Genomic DNA, 20,253 nt, shown 5'->3' with positions numbered 1-20,253 from the left:
AATAAAGATAACATTTTAGTGCGAAATAGCATAAGAGTTTTCCATATTCAGGTTATAATCCCCGCGCGAATGCGGAGACTTCATTATGAGCAACTCAACTTCTACCCCAAACACTGGTTTAAGCTACAAAGATGCAGGTGTCGACATTGAAGCGGGCGACGCGTTAGTCGATCGTATCAAATCTGTCGCGAAACGTACTGCACGTCCTGAAGTAATGGGCGGTCTAGGCGGCTTCGGCGCTCTTTGTAAAATTCCTAAAGGTTATGAAGAACCTGTTCTCGTATCTGGCACAGATGGTGTTGGTACAAAATTACGTTTAGCATTGAATTTGAACCGTCATGACACAATTGGTCAAGACTTGGTTGCAATGTGCGTAAACGATCTTCTTGTATGTGGTGCTGAACCACTGTTCTTCCTTGACTACTATGCAACTGGCCACCTCAACGTTGACGTTGCAGCAAATGTTGTGACTGGTATCGGTGCGGGTTGTGAACTTGCAGGCTGTGCATTGGTTGGCGGTGAAACTGCTGAAATGCCAGGTATGTATGAAGGCGAAGACTATGACCTTGCAGGTTTCTGCGTAGGTGTAGTTGAGCAAAGTAAAATTATTGATGGCTCTAAAGTTAAAGCGGGTGACGTTTTAGTTGGTGTTGCATCTTCTGGCGCACACTCAAACGGTTACTCACTTCTTCGTAAAATTTTAGATGTGAAAAACGTCGACCTTACTCAAATCGTTGATGGTCGTCCACTTGCAGATACAGCAATGGAACCAACACGTATTTATGTAAAACCAATTCTTCAGTTATTGAAAGAAGTGGATGTACACGCTATGGCGCACATCACAGGCGGCGGTTTACCGGGTAACTTACCTCGCGTACTGCCAAATGGTGCTCAAGCGGTAGTCAATGAAGCATCTTGGGAATGGCCAGAATTATTCAAACTACTTCAAAAAGAAGGTGGTGTTGAACAATTTGAAATGTACCGCACATTTAACTGTGGCGTAGGTATGGTTCTCGTGGTTGATGCAGCCGATGCTGACAAAACTGTTGAATTACTCAATAGCCTTGGCGAAAAAGCATTCACAATGGGTCACATTGCAGATAATGCTGAATCTGTTGAAGGCGCTGACGAAAAAATCCGTGTAGTTTTCGCATAAGCAACGTTCATGATTAAAATTGCTGTACTTGTTTCAGGCAGCGGATCTAACCTGCAAGCCCTGATCGATGCCAATCTATCAGGCCAAATCGTTGGGGTGATTTCCAATAGACCTGACGCTTTTGCACTGCAACGTGCAAGAAAAGCAAAGATTGCAACTGCAGTCATTGAACATAAGCAATATCCAAGTCGTGAAGCTTTTGATGATGTGATGCATCAACAACTGCTCGACTGGGATGTTGATTTGGTCATTTTGGCAGGCTTTATGCGCATTTTAAGCGCAAAATTTGTCAAAGCATGGGAAGGAAAAATGATTAACATCCACCCTTCTCTGCTGCCAAATTATAAAGGTATGCATACTCATCAACGTGTTTTAAACACCGGTGATGTCTTCCATGGCTGTACAGTTCACTATGTGACTGCAGAACTGGATGCTGGTCAAGCGCTTGCTCAAGGCGTGCTTAAAGTCAATGTGCATGATCATGCTGAAAGTCTGGCAGATCGGGTTCACGTGCTTGAGCATGTGATTTACCCTCAAGTGGCAGAATGGATTTGTAATGGCACCATTCAACACACTGAAAACGGTGTTTTATATCGTGGCGAGCCTTTGCAACAACCTGTTCAATTCTGTAAGTTCTAAACAACTGTATAATTTAACAATCAACGCATCTTAGGGTGCGTTTTGTTTTTCAGTGCCAAATAAAACTCTATTTATTACTAAAATCTAAAATCTAAAATCTAAAATCTAAAATCTAAAATCTAAAATCTAAAATCTAAAATCTAAAATCTAAAATCTAAAATCCATTTTTGCAGAATGTTCAACTTTATGATCAATATGTAGTTTTTAGTTAAATTAAAGCTTTTAGCATCATTAAAATAATAAGCTTATATTGCAATTAGTAAACCTTATAAATCTAGAAATATTACATCCTTCAAACAAAAGTGGAGAAAATCACATGTTAAAATCCATCACACTGGCGACTTGTGCATGTATAACACTGGGTATGATTGGTTGTGCTACGACATCAAATCCGGCTACTGATCGTAATTTAGATAAATTACAAAACAAAAATTGGGTTGCGAGTGAAATTCAAGGCGTTAAGCTTGAAGCTGACCCTAACAATTCGAACGTACCCACCATCACTTTCGACGATACTCGTGTAAGTGGTTCTGATGGTTGTAATCGATTCATGGGCGGTTACGCTGTGCAAAACACAAAAATCCAATTTTCAAACCTTGCTACAACACAAAGAGCGTGTTTGACTGCGACAAATATTCCTCAACATTTTTCGCAGGCATTGAGCCAAGTTACTCATTATGATGCCTCTAAAGATCATTTGAAATTTTTAGATGCCAACAACAAAGTTGTTTTACAATTTGAAAATGCGAAATAAATCTCAAAGTAGAAAGTAGAATGTTTCATTCATAAAAAAAGCACTCTATAGAGTGCTTTTTTTATGTGTTGTGGTTTTTAAGGTTTAATGATGACGCTTAGACGATTTGAGTAAATCTTTGATCAATTCCACAGTTTCTACAGGATGTTCTAAGGGGAACATATGACTCCCCGCAGCAACTTTAAATGGAATCGCAAATTTTTTCTCTACCATTTGTGGAAAGTGCCGAGCTAAAAATGGTCCCTGCTCTGCAATTAACTGCTGTACAGGTACTTGCGGTTGAGCATGAGGTAACCACCACAGTGAAGGATTGGTTCGAAAAATATGAACTTCATCATCACGTGAAATCGTCAATTCCACCCCACCACGCAGTTTATCGTCCATCAAGGCATGATCAATATAAGCTTGATAACAGTCTGGATCGAAATCTTTATAAAAACCTTTCGGCCTTAAAAGCTCTGCTGCTTGTTCACGGCTGTCCCAATGATCACGACGACGCTTCGACAATCCTGCTGGGGACATTTTATCGAGGACTTTAAGTTTGAGGAGTTTTGCGATGTGCAAAGCAAAAGACTCTTTACCCATGATCATAGGCGGATCAATCATTAACACTTGTTCAAACAATTCTGGACGTTGTAAAGCAGCCTGAAATGTTAAAACCGAACCTAATGAGTGACCTAATCCAATCACCTTACGACCATTGGCCTGACGTACAATACTGTCAATGACTTGCTGTGTTAAGCTCTTCCAATGGTTATCGATTGGGTAACGCTTATCTGGCCCAAGTAAAGGTACATAGATCACATCATATTCATCACTCAGTAAATCAAACAATTTTTGATAAACCCGTGATGGCACGCCATTGGCGTGCGCAAAATGAATTAACGGTTTCATTGTAATTTCGTGCTGTTTTCAGATTGAACCTGTTGTGACAATGCGCTTGCCAAACCTTGACCAAATGAACTTCCCATACGACCTAGTACAGAATCAAACGGACTATTTTCAATGGTATAGTTCACTGCTTTTTCAGTTTTCAATTCACGTTTCAGGCTATTTAAACTACCTGTACGGTCAGCAATACCTAGCTTCACAGCCTGATCACCCGTCCAAAATAAACCTGAGAAAATAGCTGGATCATTTGATTTTAATTTCTTACCGCGACCTTCCTTCACTGCATTAATAAAATGCGCATGAACATTATCGAGTACACCTTGAACATGTGCTTTTTGTGCTGCATCTACAGGTTGAGTCATGGATAAAATGGCTTTGTTCTCACCCGAAGTCATGGTGCGATCTTCTACACCGAATTTTTGCATCAAACCACTAACACCATAATTTGGCATAATCACGCCAATCGAACCCACTAAACTTGAAGGATTGACAATAATTTCATCTGCCGCAGACGCAATATAGTACGCACCTGAAGCGCCTGTATCACCAATAATGGCATACAGTTTTTTATCGGTATGGGCTTTTTTCAAGTACTGAATTTCTTGCCAAATTTCATCAGACTGAACAGGTGAACCACCTGGTGAATTAATATTTAAAACAATCGCTTTGCTTTGTTTGTTTTCATAGGCTTTTTTCAAAGCTTTGATGGTATTTGCGCTGTTTACACTTTGCTTGTCCGCTGCAATGGTCCCAATGATATCAACCACGGCAATATGTGAACCCGCTGTCGCTGCTTGATCAGATGACGACATGCTGCAACTTTTTGCCATCGCAATGATAATAAATAGCAAATAAGCAAAGGTTAAAAATTTAAAAAATATACCCCATCTACGTGCTCTACGTTGTTCTTCAACGGAAGAAAGCACGGCTTTTTCTAATATTTTCCATTCATTTCCAGTTGGCTGCTGAATATTGTTTGAAGAACTTTGCTGTTTTTCTTCAGGTTTTGGTGGCCATTCGGACATAAAAAAACCCATTTGATCGTTAATTTGTAGTCATTATATACACGCTAATCGCTATAACTGTCTAATCAATTCATTTTCCCCTATAATTATTTTAAATTTTCTTTCATTTCTTTCAGACTTAAATAAGATGACCGACCAAAATTCACAGGACACCACATATCACCTGTTAAAATTTATCAGCCGTCAACCTATTCAAATTTCAAGATTAATTGCAAAAGGTTTGGCTGGGTTAGTCAATGTTTTAAAAATCTCTAAAACCTACTCTACGATTCAACGCAATCTAAAAATTGCATTGCCTGAATTATCAGAGTCAGCTCGCATTCAACTCACTAAACAAGCGATTCGAAACGAACTTTGTTCTTATTTTGAATTTTTTAACATTTGGGGTGCAAGTACAGAAAAAAATATTCAACGAATTCATCACGTACATGGCGCTGAATATTTACATGAAGCGCTCGCCCTACAAAAAGGCGTTGTACTCGTAGTACCACATTTTGGTACTTGGGAAATCATGAATGCATGGGTTGCGCAGTACACTCAAATGACCATCATGTACAAGCCGGTAAAAAGCGAATCTGCCAACAATTTTGTCCGTGCTGCTCGAAGCCGTGAGCAAGCAATATTGGTTCCTACGGATGAATCAGGTGTACGTCAGATTTTCAAAGCACTAAAACAAGGTGGGACGACTGTGATCTTGCCAGATCATACCCCCAATGCCGGCGGCGAAATGATTCCATACTTTGGTATTCCACTAAAAACCAGCAACTTAAGTGCAAAACTAATTCAAAAAACCAAAGCACGTGCGCTCTTACTGTACGCCATTCGTAATGATAATCATGGTTTTGATATGCATATCGAACCTATCGATGACAATATTTATCAAGGCAATGCAGATGATGGCTCAATGATTATTTTTAAAGCAGTGGAAGATTTAATTCATCGTTATCCAGAACATTATCACTGGAGCTATAAACGCTTTAAAGCCAATCCAAAATTGAGAAATCTATACAATATTAGCGATGAAGAAGCCGCTCAACGCATTCGTGATATTCGTGAGGAATATCAAAGACAGCAAAAAATTAAAAATGTGGCAGAATGACATTTTCAAACAATATACTTGAAGTAGTTTTTCTATTCGGATTCTTTAGATAGCCTGCGATATAGATCGAGCCATTTATACTTTGTCCGCTCTTCAATTAGTTCAATTTGCTGTTTATTTTGCTTGAAATGGATACTTCCACTTTGTGCAGTTTGCAAAAGTGGAATGTCTAATTGTTTGAGACGTGTTTGGGTCATCTTTGCAGGATGTCCATAACGATTAAATCGCCCCGCAGAAGCAATCGCCAACTTGGGCTTAAAATGGTTTAAAAACGCATAGGATGAACTGTGCCGACTACCATGGTGTCCAAGCACCAAGACATCGACTTTTAGGTCTGGATAATCACTTAATATTTGATATTCCGTCTCCCAACCCGCATCCCCCATCAATAGAAAATGTCGTGGCCCATTGACGCCTTTGACCGTCACATACAGTACACAAGAGCGTTCATTGGCATTCCATTTGGCATCTGTCAGATCTTCAGGCTTTGGCGAGAGTATTTCAAAATAGACTTGCTGATCCCAATTCCACTGCTGACCACGTTGACATAAACGCTGTGGTGCATGATTCGTGGTTTGAACCCGCTCATTACTTGAAAGCTGCCCAATATCAAGCTGTTGCTCCAATGAGAAAAAGCCACCGCTATGGTCTTGATCTAAATGAGTCAATAACACCCGATCTAGTCGATGAACTCCATTCACACTCAAAAATGGCCGGATGATATTCTGCCCGACACTAAATTGACTTTCATCATAGTTTCCACCGAAGTCCACCATCATATGATGATCTACAGAACGGATATAGATCGCCTGCCCTTGCCCCACATCTAAAATTGAAAGCTGAAAATTTGCTGAATTTTTCCATGGGATAAACAGAGTAAAAAAGGCAATGACCGCCCAATATTTTGGCAAGATTCCTTCAGGTAAAAATAAGATTACTATGGCGAGTATCAACAGTACGATCTGAGTTGACGTCAATGCGACATCTTGCATTTGTGGTGCAAAGAGTCGATCTAAGCCATAGAGAAATACATGCAACACTTCTAAACACAGATCATTGAGTAAAAAGACCAAATGCGCCAAAGGTGTAGAAATATAAGAAAGTGCCCCTCCGATGATATCTAAAGGAACCACCACAGCCCCTAACCACGGGATGGCGAATAAATTACTTAATGGGCTAATCCAAGTCACTTGCTTGAAAAAAATCACCATCAATGGAAATAAGGCGACAAAGATTTTCCATTGTGATTCCACCATCAACCACATTGAATGCTTTAACTTTTGCCAAAAACTGGCTTCCGCTTGAGCCAGTAAATGCTTCCTTAAGGTTTGATAAATCCGCAGTAAAATAAAGCATGCGCCATAAGACAACCAAAATGCCGCGGATAAAATACTAAAGGGATCCACAAGCAATAAAATTGCGGCACTAAAAACCAGCAGTTGAAAAGGCTGAATGGTTTGCCGTAACAAAAGCATGCTACTGGCGACTAGGCAGATCGTCAGCGTTCTCAGTGCCGGTATTTCAAAACCAGTAAATGCACAATATAGAAGGACACAAAAGATAAAGGGCAGGACCAATACATATTGTTTGGGCCATTTGAGATAGATTTTGGGACAATATTTGCGAATACCTAACTGCATCGCCCAACAAAGCATACTGGCAAAAACAAGTACATGTGGACCAGATATTGCCAATAAATGACTCATTCCAAAGCGTTGAAATAATTCACTGGTGCCTTCAGTGAGTAAACTTTTATCACCTGTAAGCAGTGCTAACAGCAAGCCATGATTCCGTAGCGGTTGTTGGTATATAAACGCTCTTAAATATAAACGTTGTTGTTCGACCTTAATTTTTAACTGGTGTAGCACAGCTTGATGTCGTTGATACTGCTGTCCATAGCCCATCGCAGTCATATGTTGAGGTGGTATCAGTTCGACCGACTTCACCTTTAAACTGGCATGTATATTTTGCTGTATACTCCACCTTTCTTGGTCAAATGCACCTTCGGTCACATAGCTTTGGGTAGGTCGTAACTCACCATACATACGATAGTATTGTCCAGGGACCAACTGAATCGTCTGTTCATTATTTTGCAAAATTGAATTGGGTAAATACGCCATAAAATGTTGAATCTGCTGATTCAGATTGAGCACTTCAATTTTTTGCTGAATTACTTGGTCTTTGAGTTGGCTGATCTGTGGAATATACGCAATAAACTCGCCTTGTCTGCTCTGATGTTCAACCAATGCCAAACGCTGATCGAGTTGAGTATTGGCGAAACTAAAGCCGAGAATTGCACCTATGCAAAGATTTGCACTGAGCTGTAAGATTTTCGAAAAGATACTTTTTAGTTTTGGTGAAATGTAGAGCTGTAGCACTAGCCAAATCAGGACAATAAAAAGCAACTGAGCTGTCGAGAGTTGTGGATTCCAAAACATGAACCCCATAAAAGAAATACCTAAAATCCAGCCAATACAAAAACTTTGTAACATGAGTCGTCATTATTTTTATTATGTGCTGGCAATAATAAAGCCCACCGCGGTGAGCTTCAATCAAACAATCTTAATCCACTAATTTTTTTTACAAAATCAATTTAGCGCTTAGTCATCTACCCATAAACCATCTTGCATATGCAAAATCGCATCAGCAGATTGAGCTAAATATTCATCATGGGTCACAATTAGCATTGCCATGTTAAATTCTTTACGCAACTCAGATAACAACTCAAAAATCTTCACAGCGGTTTTGCGGTCTAAGTTCCCTGTTGGCTCATCAGCCATCATCAACTTAGGTCTTGCTACCAATGCACGAGCCAAAGCCACACGTTGACGTTCACCGCCTGAAAGCTCACCAGGTTTGTGCGTCATGCGGTGGGAAAGTCCAACGCGTTCCAAAAGATATTCAGCTTGCTGCTTCACTTCTTTGAAGTTACTCGACTTACGTAACATCAATGGCATCGCGACATTTTCAAAGGCGGTAAATTCAGGTAGCAAGTGATGGAATTGGTACACAAAACCTAAATGCTCATTACGAATATATCCACGCTCTGCTTCACCTAAAGTGTCAAAGCGTTGACCATTAATCAACACTTGACCCGATGTTGGACGATCCAAGCCACCCAATACATGCAACAACGTACTTTTACCAGAGCCACTTGAACCAACAATTGAAACAAACTCACCTGCTTTGACTTGTAATGAAAGTCCGCGAATTACATCGACTGTAGACTTACCATCAGTAAAAGATTTGGTAATGTTTTGGGCATCTAAAACTAAATTACTCATAGCGTAGAGCCTCTGCAGGTTGAACTTTAGCTGCACGTAAAGCCGGATAAATGGTCGCGATAAAGCTCAGGCCCAATGATAAGGACACAATCACCACAACATCTTGCCATCTTAAATAAGACGGTAAATAGTTGATGAAGTAAGCATCAAACATATTTAAGCCGAGTGTAGTATTCAACCAGCCAACTAAATTACTAATACTAGAAGCAGCGATAATCCCTAAAATCGCCCCAGATACCGTACCAATGACCCCAATCACTGTACCTTGCACCATGAAGATCCGTGTGATTGTAGCCGGTGAAGCGCCTAGTGTACGCAAAATGGCAATATCGGATTTTTTATCAGTGACCACCATCACCAATGAAGACACGATATTAAATGCTGCAACCAATACAATCAGGAACAGCAATAAACTTACCATTGCCTTTTCCATTTGAATCGCACTAAATAGGTTGCCGTGTGTATAAGTCCAATCTGAAGCATAGAAGTTTGCTGGTAGATCACGCACAATTTCTTGAGAGACTTGTGGTGCTGCAAAAATATCATCCAACTTCATACGGATGCCTTGTGCACCATCTGGCAGTCTTAATAAAGTCGACGCATCGTTCAGGGCCACATAGCCCATCATCGAATCAACTTCCGCACCAATACTGAAAATACCCACAATTTTAAATCGTTTAAAACGCGGAACTACCCCAGCCGGAGAAGGTGTTGCTTCAGGAAGCACCAAGGTCACACTGTCATTCAAACCTAAACCCAAGGCATCTGTCATTTGCTTGCCAAGGACAATACCAAACTCACCTTTTTTCAGGTTATCGATACTGCCTTCCACCATATGGTCTTGGATAATTGATACCTTTTTTTCATACTGCGGTTCAATCCCACTGACCATAATGCCAGACACTTGACCTTGTGCCGTCAACATTCCCTGTAATTGGGTGAATGGTGCGACCCCTTGAACATGCTCATGTTGCTCAATTTTTTTTGCAAGTTCAGGCCAATTTGTTAAAATTTGTGTTGAAGAAACAGTGGCTTGAGGTATCATTCCTAAGACACGAGTTTTCAGCTCACGATCGAAACCATTCATCACAGATAAAACTGTAATAAGGACTGCCACACCAAGCGTGAGGCCGATCATGGATACCAGAGCAATAAAAGAAATAAAGTGGTTACTGCGCCGAGCGCGAGTGTATCTCAACCCTATATACAGCGAGATTGGTTTAAACATAACCATCTAGTCCGAGGTAATATATATTATGGAAAACTTACAGCATCAAAGCGTTCAAACTGAACGCCGTGTAATGTCGCGTATCGATGCTGCTTTGCGCATCAACTATCAGATTATCTCTGATGATGTTGCACTGAATGATCCTTACGATCCTAATTTTGTATTGCCGCGCTATTTTCTACTACTTGCTGAATTAGATCAATTTGATCATGCACTCAACTACGAATTAGAACAATTAGCTGAGAAAGATCAACAAATTGCTCGAATCTTATCCTTATTTAACCAAAAGTTAAACCTTATTACGGGTTCTTTATACGACGCAATTGTACAAAGCATGTTACCAGTGCCTGAGCATGTGAATTTTTCAGAGACTGGTTTGAGCTTTTTTAGCGAACGCGCGATTAAAGAAGGTACTTATATCCATGTGACCTTAAGCCACCCTGAAAATTTCTTCCATATTGCGGCAACTGCGCAAGTGGTTTATAGCCGTGAAGAAGAAAGCAACTTATACCGTACGGGTGCCTATTTTATCACACTGCTCCCTCAAGACCGCGTCAAACTTGCAGAGTGTATCGCACTGACCCAAAACAAAGAGTGATTTTTAATCAATGTTTTAATTTTTGGGCGAGCTCTCTGTTCGCCCGAAAATCTTTATAAAAATAAACAAACAAGCCTGATAATAGAATCACAGCACCAAGTAAAACCATCAATGATAATTTTTCATCATTCAGTAAAGCACCAAAGAGCATAGCAAGCATGGGTGTGAGTACCGTTGTTAAAGACAAAGTTGTCGCCTTGATGTTTTGTACCAGTTTGAAATAACAAAACATTGCAATCAATGAAGCCATAATCACTGCATAAAATAAGCCAATGAGTGCTTTGGTCGAAGGCATCTGTGTCGGTGCATACTGCCAAATAAACGGTAGCATTGCAGCAGAAAATAGTGCTGAGATAAGAATCGAACCCGTGGCTTGAGACATGGGCTGCAATGGCGCATTGACTTTTTTCACCCAAAAAATCGACATACAGTAGACGAATACGCTCATTAACATTAAGACGATGCCAACAGGCTGTACGTGCTGATCACTGCCGCCTAAGCAAATAATGGCTAAACCACAGACGGCAATCAACATCCCAATCCATTGCAAGCGATGCAGATAGGTATGAAAGAAGAAACGACCGATCAGACCCGTCATAATTGGTGCCAAACCAAACATCAGGGCAATAATGCCTGAGCTGAGATAGGCCGTTGCCATATAGGTAAAAATTTGAGAACCAATAAAACTAAATGCCCCCGCCAAATAACTGTGCAGGGAGGTTTTATCCATCGGAAGTTTATGTTTAAAAATAAACAATAATGCGACAGCCAAGGGTAATGCGATAAAAAAGCGTAATGTCAGTGCCCAAAACGCATTGATATCACTGACACTCCAAACGATGGCAAGTGGCGTGGTCGACCAAATGAACACCAACAACGCATAGGTCGTCGCTAGATTTGTTTTAGATGGCATGGTTTTTACTTCTGCGCCGTTTTACGTTTTTGCTTTTGAATAGTTTGATCTAAGCTGCTGGAAAATTCACGCTTATCTCGTTCAGAAATCGGTGCTGGACCACCGGTTTGCACACCTGCGCCCCGTAAAGTATCCATAAAGTCGCGTAAGTGTAGACGTGCTTTGACATTTGCTGTGGTATAAATCTCACCCCGAGGATGTATCGCTATACCGCCCCGCTCAATCACTTCAGCAGCAAGTGGAATATCCTGTGTCATCACGATGTCGTGCTCTTTCATGCGCTGAATAATTTCTTTATCCGCTGCATCTGCCCCACTCATGACTTGAATCGAGTTAATTCGGACCGAAGGCGTTATCCCAACATTTTGATTGGCGACAAAAGTGACTTCTAACTGGTAACGATCAGAAGCACGAATAATTACATCACGTAAAATGCGTGGTAACGCATCTGCATCCACCCATAATTTAAATGGTAGCACTGATTTTCCATTCACTTTTAAACATAACTCATAGTAACAAATCTACATGACAATTTGGGGATCTGCATCCGCTGAATGGATCTACATTTCTCTAATCATGAGAATCGAAAAGCTGCAAAATGAGCCAAAGTTGAGCCTATTTTCCAATGCTTTAACATTTAAATCCTACTGAAAACATTTTTTATGCATGATTTCATGATAAATATGACGTCGGTGACTTGAAAATTTCAAATAACCCTCGATTTATTAATTATGAAACCAACCCAATATCAATTGTGCATATGAAAAAACAAAATAGCCCTGAAATTATCACTATTGAAGATCAAACTTTTGGTAGTCATGTTGAACATTGGAATTTGCTTACAGGCAACCCGACAACGGATGTACCAGTTTGGCTGGGTCAGGCATTGGATGCACCCATTATGCCGATGGGCTTATGTGCACAAGAATCTGATATGGATCAAAGTACATGGCTGATTCAAGGTCCATCTCTAGCGTCTATTCAACTTTGCCAAGTGATTGCTGTAGAAAATAATAAACCTAAAGCCGTTAAAACTGCATTTCCAAGTTTTGATAGCCCATATAAAACCAAAGCCACCATTGAACGTATTATTACCTGTAAATCCAATACGCAAGCTGTGCTTTGCCTCGACTTAGGCGCAAATACCAGTGTGTATGCTTTTGATAGTTTATATAGCGTCAATCACGACCAATATGAAAAAGATGTAACCTACAGTGTGCAACTCAATGCTTGGGCCTATGAACTCGAAGCTGTCGCAGAACATGAACAGCTTGTTGTTGATGATCCTGCATCGATTAAACATCATCGTGCTTTAAACGATATCTTGGCAGCAAATAATGGTATTGCCCCTGCAGACTTACACGAACAAATTAAAGCGTGGCAACCGAAGTCTGAAGATGACAAAGCACCAGTCACCGTCGATTTTTCTAAAATGGTTGCATACCTATATGGTGAAAACCTCGGTCAAGAAGATGAAGCATGGTTCCAAGGGCATATTGTTGGCAAAACCGCCATGCAATTTAAAGAGCAAGACTATACGCTGTATGATGTGACCTTAATCCACGAAGAAAACCAAGAAGCGGTGATTGTTCGTGTTGCAACACGAAATCCGGCGCATAAAGATTTCAATGTTGGGCAATATATTCGTGGCAACCTGTGGATACAAGCCAATATTTACGCAAAATCAGCCTAATTTAAATTGAAAAAACCAATTTCACATAAAAAAAGCCGCCTCAGTGCGGTTTTTTTATTTCTCGCTAATCATGTGTATTCGCTGAATATTTAAATGATTGAATATTTCTTATCCATAAACCAGTCAATATATTCTATTTTTAAATTCAAATTAAAATAACTTATCCACAATATTAAATTCAAAATAATGCTGCTAAATAAATCCATCTGCAAAGGATAAAATATAAAAATCTAATATAAATAAATAAGATAGCAAATTTATGAAACTAAATTTATCAATTCAGTTGCTTATTTTTAAATAAACTAAATAGTTTAGTAAGTTTACGGCAGATAGTGCTTTATTTAATCAAATAATTATGTTAAAAATGCGTTTAAGAAATAGTAATTAACGATAAATAGATCGGAAAGAATATCTATGAAAGTCGTGCAAGAAGAAAACTTATCGCAAGTTGACCATCACATGGAATCTCGATATCAAATCGAGCCAATGTCCTGCTTATTTTTTATGTTAGGTATGCTGATTTGTGCATACGTTTTACATACGTTTATTTTTTAATCTATTCAATAAAAAAACCGGCATTTGCCGGTTTTTTTATGTCTTTAGGATTATGCGTTGCGTTTTGCAAAGTCATCCATAAAGTTAACCAGTGCTTGAACGCCTTCTAGCGGAACAGCATTATAAATACTTGCACGCATACCACCCACTGAACGGTGACCGGCTAAATTAAGCAAGTGGTTTTCTTCAGCTTCTTTTAAGAATTGTTTTTCCAATTCTGGATTTGCCAAAGTAAATGGTACGTTCATGATTGAACGGAATTCTTTTGCAATTGGATTTGCATAAAAATCGCTTGAATCGATATAACCATAAAGCAATTCAGCTTTTGCCATATTCGCTTTATAAATTGCGTCTACACCGCCCTGCTCAAGTAACCATTCAAAAACGAGGCCAGATAAGTACCATGCATAAGTTGAAGGTGTATTCACCATTGAACCATTTTTCGCTTGAGCTGAATATTTCAAGATACTTGGAATATCTGCTTTCGCCTGATCCAATAAATCATCACGAATAATCACCAAAGTTAAACCAGCAGGACCAATATTTTTCTGAGCGCCTGCATAGATTAAACCGAACTTAGATACGTCTAATGGTGCAGATAAAATGCTTGATGAAAAATCGGCAACCAATGGTTTGTCTGTTTCAGGAATGTTGGCAAACTGAAGACCGCCAATAGTTTCATTATCTGCATAATGCACATAAGCCGCATCATCAGATAAGTTCCAAGTGCTTTGATCAGTAATCGCAAGTTTACCGTCAATGGTCGTACCCGCTTCAACGACATTAATGTCGCCATAACGCTGTGCTTCTTTCAACGCTTTTTCAGACCAAATACCAGTGTGGATATAGTCTGCTTTGCTGTTTTTACCCAATAGGTTTAATGGGATCGCAGAGAATTGAAGTGATGCGCCACCTTGAAGGAATAACACTTTATAGTTGTCTGGAATATTCATCAGCTTACGAAGATCAGTTTCTGCTTTCTCTGCCACAGCAACATAGTCTTTACTACGGTGGCTCATTTCCATGATCGAAAGGCCTTTGCCTTGCCAGTCAAGCATTTCAGCTTGAGCTTTTTCTAAAACGGCAGTGGGTAATGCAGCAGGACCAGCACAGAAGTTGTACGCGCGCATGAGTTTTCCTTTCAAAGTGAAACACAATAAAATGATGGCATTTAACCATATCTGACGCGTGCTTGCAGTAGTTAAAGCTGAAAATATTCCAATGCTGTCTGACATTTAAAGTCAAAATTTCAATAAAGATCAAAATTAATTCTTCTTAATTCAAATTATTAGATTTACTGATATTTTTTATCCCTTGAATTGATGCTAATTTAAGGTCTTGATGTGCGAAAATGACGTGCGCTGCGAAGATAAAATTTATTTACATATGTATATGAAACAATACAACAACTTAGTGAATTTACCCAACTTCATCACAATGACTATAATGAACCCATCCTAGCTGTGAGTGTATTTTTATGCCTTTACCTCGAACAGATTATTCTATAAAAATTAAACATACATTTCGTTCAGGTTTACTGCTTGGCCTTGGTTGTTTCAGTGGCTTTTTTAGCCCCACGGTACTTGCGCAAAGTATCAGTTATAGCCAAGCAGAACAAAGTCTACTCACTAGTTCGTATAGTACTCAGGCCAACCAAGCGCTACAACAATCTGCCGAACTTCAAGCTCAGGCCATTAAAGGCCTTGGTTTACCTCGTGTGGATTTAAACGTCCGTGCCTATGCCTTTCATAATGAACTCGATATTCCTCTCGGCGCCTTAAAAAACAACTTAGAACAAACGCTGAGTAATGGCATTAATAATAAAATTGATGAAAGCTTACCGAGTGATTTGGCAGACCCATTAAAAGACAGTCTGCAACAGCCAATCCGTGATGGTGTCGGATTAATTCCAGATTCTTCCCAAGTGGTCTTAGATGATCAAGTGATCCGCCCTACCGTTTCCGTAATGATGCCGCTGTATACCGGTGGGTTAACGTCTAGCGCCAAGGAAATTGCCAATATCCAAGCCAAACGCAGCGCGATAAGCAGTGAACAACAACAAGATGTGCAACGTTTTGAATTAATCCAAGCCTACTTCAATGCTCAATTACAAAAAAAATTAGTCGAAAGCAGCCGCTTCAATTTAAATGCGATGCAACAACACTATGCCAATGCGCTCAAAATGGAACAACAGGGTTTTATTAGCAAAGGCCAGCGTATGCAATTTGAAGTGGCGAAGAATAATGCACTCAGAACTTTTCAAAATACTGAAGCGAATCTCCGCTCTAGCTTATTTAAGTTAAACAACTTAATGCAAAGCAGCCAAATTACTGATCTTTCAACGCCATTATTTATCAATCAGCAACACAATCAAAATATAACCGCCTTACTAAAAAGTTATCAGGATCAGTCTAGTTTGGTGCGTAAAATGCAATTGGACAGTCAATTGGCTGGTGCCAATGTGAAAGCCCAAAGCGCAGCAAAAAAACCCAACGTCTTTGCCTTTGGCGAATATAGTCTCGACGATAAACAAAACTGGATCGTTGGTGTTGCCGCTCGCTACAACTTATTTTCAGGTATAGATAAAAACAAATCCGTACAAGCTGCTGAACTTCAACGCTATGCATCTGAGTTAATGACTGAGCGTACCAAACAAGAAATTGAAAGCCTGATTTATAGCTCATTTAATGAAGTCACCAGCGCTCAGCAAAGTCACCTGTTGTTGCAGCAAAACCTAAAAGCTGCTCAAGAAAATTTAAGAATTCAACAGCTTTCGTTTAAAGAAGACATGGGTACGGCCACACAAGTCATTGATGCACAAAATGCATTGAACGGGCTACAAAGTGAAATGGCGCTCAATGCTTATAAATACGTGATGTCACTCGCAACACTGCTACAAAGTCACGGGAGCATTGACCAGTTCCAAAGCTATATCAATCAATCACACACCGACTATATTCGCTAAGCTTAGCCGAGGGGAAACCATATGAATCAGGAACCAACTGATCACCAAGAAGATGCCTCTGCGAAAGGTGAAACATCCCAATCCAATGTCTCGAGTTCAGACGTTTCATCTACAGCAAATACTGCTGAGGATACTCCAAAGAAAGTGAATACCAATACTGATGCAGAGACGAAAAAAAGCTCAGTGCAAAGTCGCAATAAATCTGCTTTGATCAAGCTCGTGATTGGCATTGTCTTAGTTCTGCTTTTGGCATTGATTGCATTTGGCTTATGGAAAAGTTATCAGCCCAAACAGGTTGAATTACAAGGTCGAGTTGAGGCTGAAACCATCCACATTAGTACCAAAGTACCTAGCCGTATCGAAGAAATATATGTGCATGACGGTGAAAAAGTACAAGCGGGTCAAGCGCTGGTTCGTTTAACCAGTCCTGAAGTCGATGCAAAGAAACAACAGGCTTTAGCTGCACTCCAATCTGCCCAAGCACTGCAATCCACAGCTGAACGCGGCTCTCAACAAGAAAATATTGATAGTTTATATGCCAATTGGCAAAGTCTAAAAGCACAGCAACAATTGGCGCAAACCACCTACCAACGTGGTCAAAACCTCTATAAAGAAGGCGTGATTTCACGACAACGCCGTGATGAAATGCAAGCTGCCGCAGTATCTGCTGCGCAAATGACAGAAGCGTCTTATCAACAATATGCACGTGCAAAACGTGGTAGTACACCACAACAACAAAGCTCGGCAGATGCCCAAGTCAAGATTGCGCAAGCGGCGTTAGCTGAAGCCAATGCACTTGAGGCTGAAACCAAGTTATTTGCACCGTCCAATGGCACCATTTCAAAAACCTATGGCAAAGTTTCAGAATTAGTTGCGATGGGTGTGCCCGTTGTAAGCCTGATTCAAGATGATAGCTTATGGATTAGCTTAAATGTCCATGAAGACCAGTATGCTCAAGTGTATCAACTCAAGACCATGCAAGGATTTATACCGGCGCTAAACAAATCTGCCGATTTTAAAATTGATCACATAGAAGCCGAAGGTGAATTTGCAACGATTAAAACCACGCGGCAAACGGGCGGCTATGATATTCGTAGTTTTAAAGTCCAACTGAAACCCGCTCAGCCGATTGCTGACTTAAAAGTGGGTATGAGCGTGTTGTTTAAAATTGAAGAGCGTAAATAATGTTTAGGGGCATTCTGCGTGAGTTTCGCTATTTAATGCAGCACAAATGGGACTTGTGTATGGTCACACTTGCCCCCGCCCTTGTGATTTTGCTCTTTAGCAATATGTTTGCTCAAGGCAAACCAGATCATTTACCTATCGCGATCATAGACCAAGATCAAAGCAGTTTAAGCCGTAACATTACTCATTTTGCGCAGCTCAACCATACCTTAAAAGTAGCCACCATTACACCCAGTATGGATGATGCTGAAAAGCTTTTAAATCAGACTCAAATTTGGGGCTATATTCATATTCCTGCTGGCGCAGAGCAACGACTGGTTCAAGCAAAAGATGCAGAAATCAGCATTGCCTATAACCAAAGCTATTTTAGTGTCGGCAATAGTATTTCATCAGCCATGTTGCTAAGCACATTGCAAGCCATGGCCGATTTTAGTGGTCATCAGTATTTAGAAAATACCATTCCCTACCTCGATGCACCGACGCCCAATGTTAAAATTTCACCCTTATACAATCCGAGTTTAAATTATGAGTTCTATTTAGAGCCTTATATGATTCCTGCGATTCTGCATTTATTACTCTGTTGCTGTGTCGCATTTTCAGTCGGTCAAGAAATCAAATATGGCACTGTAAATCAATGGGTGAAACCGACTTCTGTCTTTCAAGCTTTAATCGCTAAAAATCTCAGTTATGTTTTCATTTTTACCGCTTGGACTTGGGCGTGGATGTTGTGGCTAATCGTGTTTCGAGGTTGGTTTGTTCAGGGTTCATTACTGCTCATTTTGCTCGGGCAATTATTTTTTTATACAGCCTATGCCTTTATCAGTTCTACCGTGGTTTTGGCGACACGTGATCTCACCAAATCCTTTGGTTTTATTGCGGTATATGGTGGCTCATCGCTGAGTTTTGCAGGGGTAACATTGCCGCTGAATAACGCGCCAATGTTTACAAAATTTTGGGCCAATATTATCCCCTATACGCCTTATGCCAAATTACAAACAGAACAATGGGTCATTGGTAGTCCAATCTTCATTTCAATCACACCGCTTATCACCCTGATCATTTACTGTCTGTTCTATTTTGTTCTTGCCAGCTTCTTTTTACGTAAAGTACTAAAGGAGCAACTCATATGAATGTAATTGCATCATTTCTATCAAATTTGCTCAGACACTATATTCAAAGCTTTAAAGATATTGTGAAGCACAGTTCGATTTTTACCACCTTAGTGCTTTCTGTTTTTCTTTACAGTTTTTTTTATCCCATTGCTTATCAAGCGGAACACGCAGAATCGCTCCCCATCATTGTGGTGGATGAGGAACAAAGCATACTCACCAATACGATTATTGGTGCTGTAGCCAATAGTCCCAATGTAGAAATTCGAGCTGTGACTGGTAATTTTGCGGAAGCTGAAAATATGCTCCGAAGTCAGCAAGCTGACGGGATTTTACTTCTGCCGAGTAATCTTTCAAATAGCATTCGCCGTGGTGAAACCGGTGGAATTGGTTTATATCTCAGTGCTGCAAATTTTCTAAAGACTCAAAAAATTGGCTTAGGTTTAGCCAGTTCTATGGAAAATGCCCTCGTCGAATATGCAGAAAAATTCCAGAACATATCCGATTTTAGCCCAGCTTTATCTATCCATAAGATTCCATTATTTAATCCACTTTCAGGCTATGGCAGCTATATTTTCCCAGCAGTTGCACCCTTAATTATTCATCAGACGATTTTATTGGGTCTGTGCATGCTGATTGCGACCTATCGACAAAACACAGCATGGCGTCCGAGCTATACACAATTGGCTGGCATCTTCTTGTGTATTTTGACCATTGGAACGTTGGGCTGCTTCTATTTATTTGGTTTTACCTTTTGGCTGAACGACTATCCACGGGGTGGAAATTTTTTGGGCATGTTCATTGCTGTACCCATCTTCCTCAGTTGTATTATTGCGATGACGCTCTATTTAGCCACCTTTCTTGACCTGCCAGAACGTGCAGGACATGTCATCGTTTTTAGTTCTATTCCGCTATTTCTACTTTCGGGAACGGCATGGCCACATGCAGCTATGCCTGAATGGATGCAAATACTCGCTCAAGCATTACCTTCGACCCAAGGCATTCAAATGTTCCTTCAACTCAATCAGATGGGTGTGCCTACAGTAATCGTCATTCCAAAACTGCTTTACCTCACAAGTATTGGACTGATTTTTTTATGTCTTGCTGTCTGGCGTTTAAAGCTTTCCAAACGATAATGCTGTTTGCGCTGTTAAACATG

Annotated in this window: 18 protein-coding genes; 10 read left to right on the top strand and 8 right to left on the bottom strand. The window is 40.1% G+C overall.

The window, feature by feature from the left end:
- The first annotated feature begins 85 nt into the window (after window positions 1–85).
- From purM to FTU29_RS05080, 3 genes are all read left to right on the top strand, one after another.
- Window positions 86–1,156 carry a phosphoribosylformylglycinamidine cyclo-ligase gene (gene purM, locus FTU29_RS05090; protein WP_078190382.1) on the top strand — a complete coding sequence of 357 codons (1,071 nt, stop codon included), beginning with the start codon at window positions 86–88 and terminating at the stop codon, window positions 1,154–1,156.
- Between the two features lie 9 nt (window positions 1,157–1,165).
- Window positions 1,166–1,795, top strand: coding sequence for a phosphoribosylglycinamide formyltransferase (gene purN, locus FTU29_RS05085; RefSeq protein ID WP_111883942.1), 630 nt, complete (start codon window positions 1,166–1,168; stop codon window positions 1,793–1,795).
- A gap of 316 nt (window positions 1,796–2,111) precedes the next feature.
- Window positions 2,112–2,549, top strand: coding sequence for an META domain-containing protein (locus tag FTU29_RS05080; protein ID WP_078192049.1), 438 nt, complete (start codon window positions 2,112–2,114; stop codon window positions 2,547–2,549).
- Between the two features lie 84 nt (window positions 2,550–2,633).
- Here the strand turns inward: FTU29_RS05080 and FTU29_RS05075 are convergent, their stop codons facing one another.
- Entirely contained in the window at window positions 2,634–3,443 is an 810-nt protein-coding gene (locus FTU29_RS05075; RefSeq protein ID WP_180059246.1) for an alpha/beta fold hydrolase, read from the bottom strand.
- Window positions 3,440–4,465: a signal peptide peptidase SppA gene (gene sppA / locus FTU29_RS05070; protein ID WP_180063185.1), complete on the bottom strand. Its 1,026-nt coding sequence runs from the start codon at window positions 4,463–4,465 to the stop codon at window positions 3,440–3,442. Before sppA ends, FTU29_RS05075 begins: the two co-directional genes overlap by 4 nt.
- A 127-nt stretch (window positions 4,466–4,592) precedes the next feature.
- On the opposite strand from sppA, the gene FTU29_RS05065 reads away from it, so the two are divergent.
- Entirely contained in the window at window positions 4,593–5,564 is a 972-nt protein-coding gene (locus FTU29_RS05065) for a lysophospholipid acyltransferase family protein (RefSeq protein WP_180120708.1), read from the top strand.
- A 32-nt stretch (window positions 5,565–5,596) separates the two neighbouring features.
- Here FTU29_RS05065 and FTU29_RS05060 read toward each other — a convergent pair whose 3' ends face one another.
- The 3 genes from FTU29_RS05060 to FTU29_RS05050 all read right to left on the bottom strand — a co-directional run bounded on the left by FTU29_RS05060 (window position 5,597) and on the right by FTU29_RS05050 (window position 10,076).
- Complete coding sequence (locus tag FTU29_RS05060) at window positions 5,597–8,056, bottom strand: DNA internalization-related competence protein ComEC/Rec2 (RefSeq protein WP_180120706.1); 2,460 nt, start codon at window positions 8,054–8,056, stop codon at window positions 5,597–5,599.
- A gap of 108 nt (window positions 8,057–8,164) precedes the next feature.
- A complete protein-coding gene (gene lolD / locus FTU29_RS05055) occupies window positions 8,165–8,848 on the bottom strand; it encodes a lipoprotein-releasing ABC transporter ATP-binding protein LolD (protein WP_078192053.1) in 684 nt (227 codons plus the stop codon).
- Complete coding sequence (locus tag FTU29_RS05050; RefSeq protein ID WP_078190389.1) at window positions 8,841–10,076, bottom strand: lipoprotein-releasing ABC transporter permease subunit; 1,236 nt, start codon at window positions 10,074–10,076, stop codon at window positions 8,841–8,843. Before FTU29_RS05050 ends, lolD begins: the two co-directional genes overlap by 8 nt.
- Before the next feature lie 28 nt (window positions 10,077–10,104).
- On the opposite strand from FTU29_RS05050, the gene FTU29_RS05045 reads away from it, so the two are divergent.
- Window positions 10,105–10,674, top strand: coding sequence for a PilZ domain-containing protein (locus tag FTU29_RS05045; protein WP_078192054.1), 570 nt, complete (start codon window positions 10,105–10,107; stop codon window positions 10,672–10,674).
- Window positions 10,675–10,681: 7 nt separating this feature from the next.
- Here FTU29_RS05045 and FTU29_RS05040 read toward each other — a convergent pair whose 3' ends face one another.
- Together FTU29_RS05040 and FTU29_RS05035 are read right to left on the bottom strand one after the other, a co-directional pair.
- A complete protein-coding gene (locus tag FTU29_RS05040; protein WP_180120704.1) occupies window positions 10,682–11,587 on the bottom strand; it encodes a DMT family transporter in 906 nt (301 codons plus the stop codon).
- Window positions 11,588–11,592: 5 nt separating this feature from the next.
- On the bottom strand, window positions 11,593–12,081 hold the full coding sequence (locus tag FTU29_RS05035) for a YaiI/YqxD family protein (RefSeq protein WP_372491130.1): 489 nt from the start codon (window positions 12,079–12,081) through the stop codon (window positions 11,593–11,595).
- 266 nt (window positions 12,082–12,347) lie between these two features.
- On the opposite strand from FTU29_RS05035, the gene FTU29_RS05030 reads away from it, so the two are divergent.
- The gene (locus FTU29_RS05030) at window positions 12,348–13,280 is read left to right on the top strand and encodes a hypothetical protein (RefSeq protein ID WP_180120703.1); all 933 of its coding nucleotides are present in this window, start codon (window positions 12,348–12,350) and stop codon (window positions 13,278–13,280) included.
- A gap of 605 nt (window positions 13,281–13,885) precedes the next feature.
- Here the strand turns inward: FTU29_RS05030 and serC are convergent.
- Window positions 13,886–14,965: a 3-phosphoserine/phosphohydroxythreonine transaminase gene (gene serC, locus FTU29_RS05025; RefSeq protein WP_180120701.1), complete on the bottom strand. Its 1,080-nt coding sequence runs from the start codon at window positions 14,963–14,965 to the stop codon at window positions 13,886–13,888.
- Window positions 14,966–15,312: 347 nt separating this feature from the next.
- On the opposite strand from serC, the gene FTU29_RS05020 reads away from it, so the two are divergent.
- From FTU29_RS05020 to FTU29_RS05005, 4 genes are read left to right on the top strand one after another with little or no spacing between them, the layout of a single operon-like run.
- On the top strand, window positions 15,313–16,800 hold the full coding sequence (locus FTU29_RS05020) for a TolC family protein (protein ID WP_180120699.1): 1,488 nt from the start codon (window positions 15,313–15,315) through the stop codon (window positions 16,798–16,800).
- Window positions 16,801–16,821: 21 nt separating this feature from the next.
- Window positions 16,822–17,985, top strand: a complete 1,164-nt coding sequence (locus tag FTU29_RS05015) for an HlyD family secretion protein (RefSeq protein WP_180120697.1) — start codon at window positions 16,822–16,824, stop codon at window positions 17,983–17,985.
- A complete protein-coding gene (locus FTU29_RS05010; protein WP_180120695.1) occupies window positions 17,985–19,115 on the top strand; it encodes an ABC transporter permease in 1,131 nt (376 codons plus the stop codon). The genes FTU29_RS05015 and FTU29_RS05010 overlap by 1 nt, the downstream gene beginning before the upstream one ends.
- Window positions 19,112–20,230 (top strand): ABC transporter permease, encoded by a 1,119-nt coding sequence (locus FTU29_RS05005; protein WP_180120693.1) that lies wholly within the window; start codon window positions 19,112–19,114, stop codon window positions 20,228–20,230. Before FTU29_RS05010 ends, FTU29_RS05005 begins: the two co-directional genes overlap by 4 nt.
- Window positions 20,231–20,253: the final 23 nt, after the last annotated feature.

The organism is Acinetobacter sp. YH12086 (assembly GCF_013419345.1).
In the GTDB taxonomy this organism is placed as follows: domain Bacteria; phylum Pseudomonadota; class Gammaproteobacteria; order Pseudomonadales; family Moraxellaceae; genus Acinetobacter; species Acinetobacter amyesii.
This window is presented reverse-complemented; position numbering and strand designations above follow the sequence as displayed.

What these genes read in the sequence shown, in the direction of transcription:
- purM (WP_078190382.1), top strand. Translation starts at nt 86, where the DNA reads ATGAGCAACTCAACTTCTACCCCAAACACTGGTTTAAGCTACAAAGAT.
- purN (WP_111883942.1), top strand. Translation starts at nt 1,166, where the DNA reads ATGATTAAAATTGCTGTACTTGTTTCAGGCAGCGGATCTAACCTGCAA.
- FTU29_RS05080 (WP_078192049.1), top strand. Translation starts at nt 2,112, where the DNA reads ATGTTAAAATCCATCACACTGGCGACTTGTGCATGTATAACACTGGGT.
- FTU29_RS05075 (WP_180059246.1), bottom strand. Translation starts at nt 3,443, where the DNA reads ATGAAACCGTTAATTCATTTTGCGCACGCCAATGGCGTGCCATCACGG.
- sppA (WP_180063185.1), bottom strand. Translation starts at nt 4,465, where the DNA reads ATGTCCGAATGGCCACCAAAACCTGAAGAAAAACAGCAAAGTTCTTCA.
- FTU29_RS05065 (WP_180120708.1), top strand. Translation starts at nt 4,593, where the DNA reads ATGACCGACCAAAATTCACAGGACACCACATATCACCTGTTAAAATTT.
- FTU29_RS05060 (WP_180120706.1), bottom strand. Translation starts at nt 8,056, where the DNA reads ATGTTACAAAGTTTTTGTATTGGCTGGATTTTAGGTATTTCTTTTATG.
- lolD (WP_078192053.1), bottom strand. Translation starts at nt 8,848, where the DNA reads ATGAGTAATTTAGTTTTAGATGCCCAAAACATTACCAAATCTTTTACT.
- FTU29_RS05050 (WP_078190389.1), bottom strand. Translation starts at nt 10,076, where the DNA reads ATGTTTAAACCAATCTCGCTGTATATAGGGTTGAGATACACTCGCGCT.
- FTU29_RS05045 (WP_078192054.1), top strand. Translation starts at nt 10,105, where the DNA reads ATGGAAAACTTACAGCATCAAAGCGTTCAAACTGAACGCCGTGTAATG.
- FTU29_RS05040 (WP_180120704.1), bottom strand. Translation starts at nt 11,587, where the DNA reads ATGCCATCTAAAACAAATCTAGCGACGACCTATGCGTTGTTGGTGTTC.
- FTU29_RS05030 (WP_180120703.1), top strand. Translation starts at nt 12,348, where the DNA reads ATGAAAAAACAAAATAGCCCTGAAATTATCACTATTGAAGATCAAACT.
- serC (WP_180120701.1), bottom strand. Translation starts at nt 14,965, where the DNA reads ATGCGCGCGTACAACTTCTGTGCTGGTCCTGCTGCATTACCCACTGCC.
- FTU29_RS05020 (WP_180120699.1), top strand. Translation starts at nt 15,313, where the DNA reads ATGCCTTTACCTCGAACAGATTATTCTATAAAAATTAAACATACATTT.
- FTU29_RS05015 (WP_180120697.1), top strand. Translation starts at nt 16,822, where the DNA reads ATGAATCAGGAACCAACTGATCACCAAGAAGATGCCTCTGCGAAAGGT.
- FTU29_RS05010 (WP_180120695.1), top strand. Translation starts at nt 17,985, where the DNA reads ATGTTTAGGGGCATTCTGCGTGAGTTTCGCTATTTAATGCAGCACAAA.
- FTU29_RS05005 (WP_180120693.1), top strand. Translation starts at nt 19,112, where the DNA reads ATGAATGTAATTGCATCATTTCTATCAAATTTGCTCAGACACTATATT.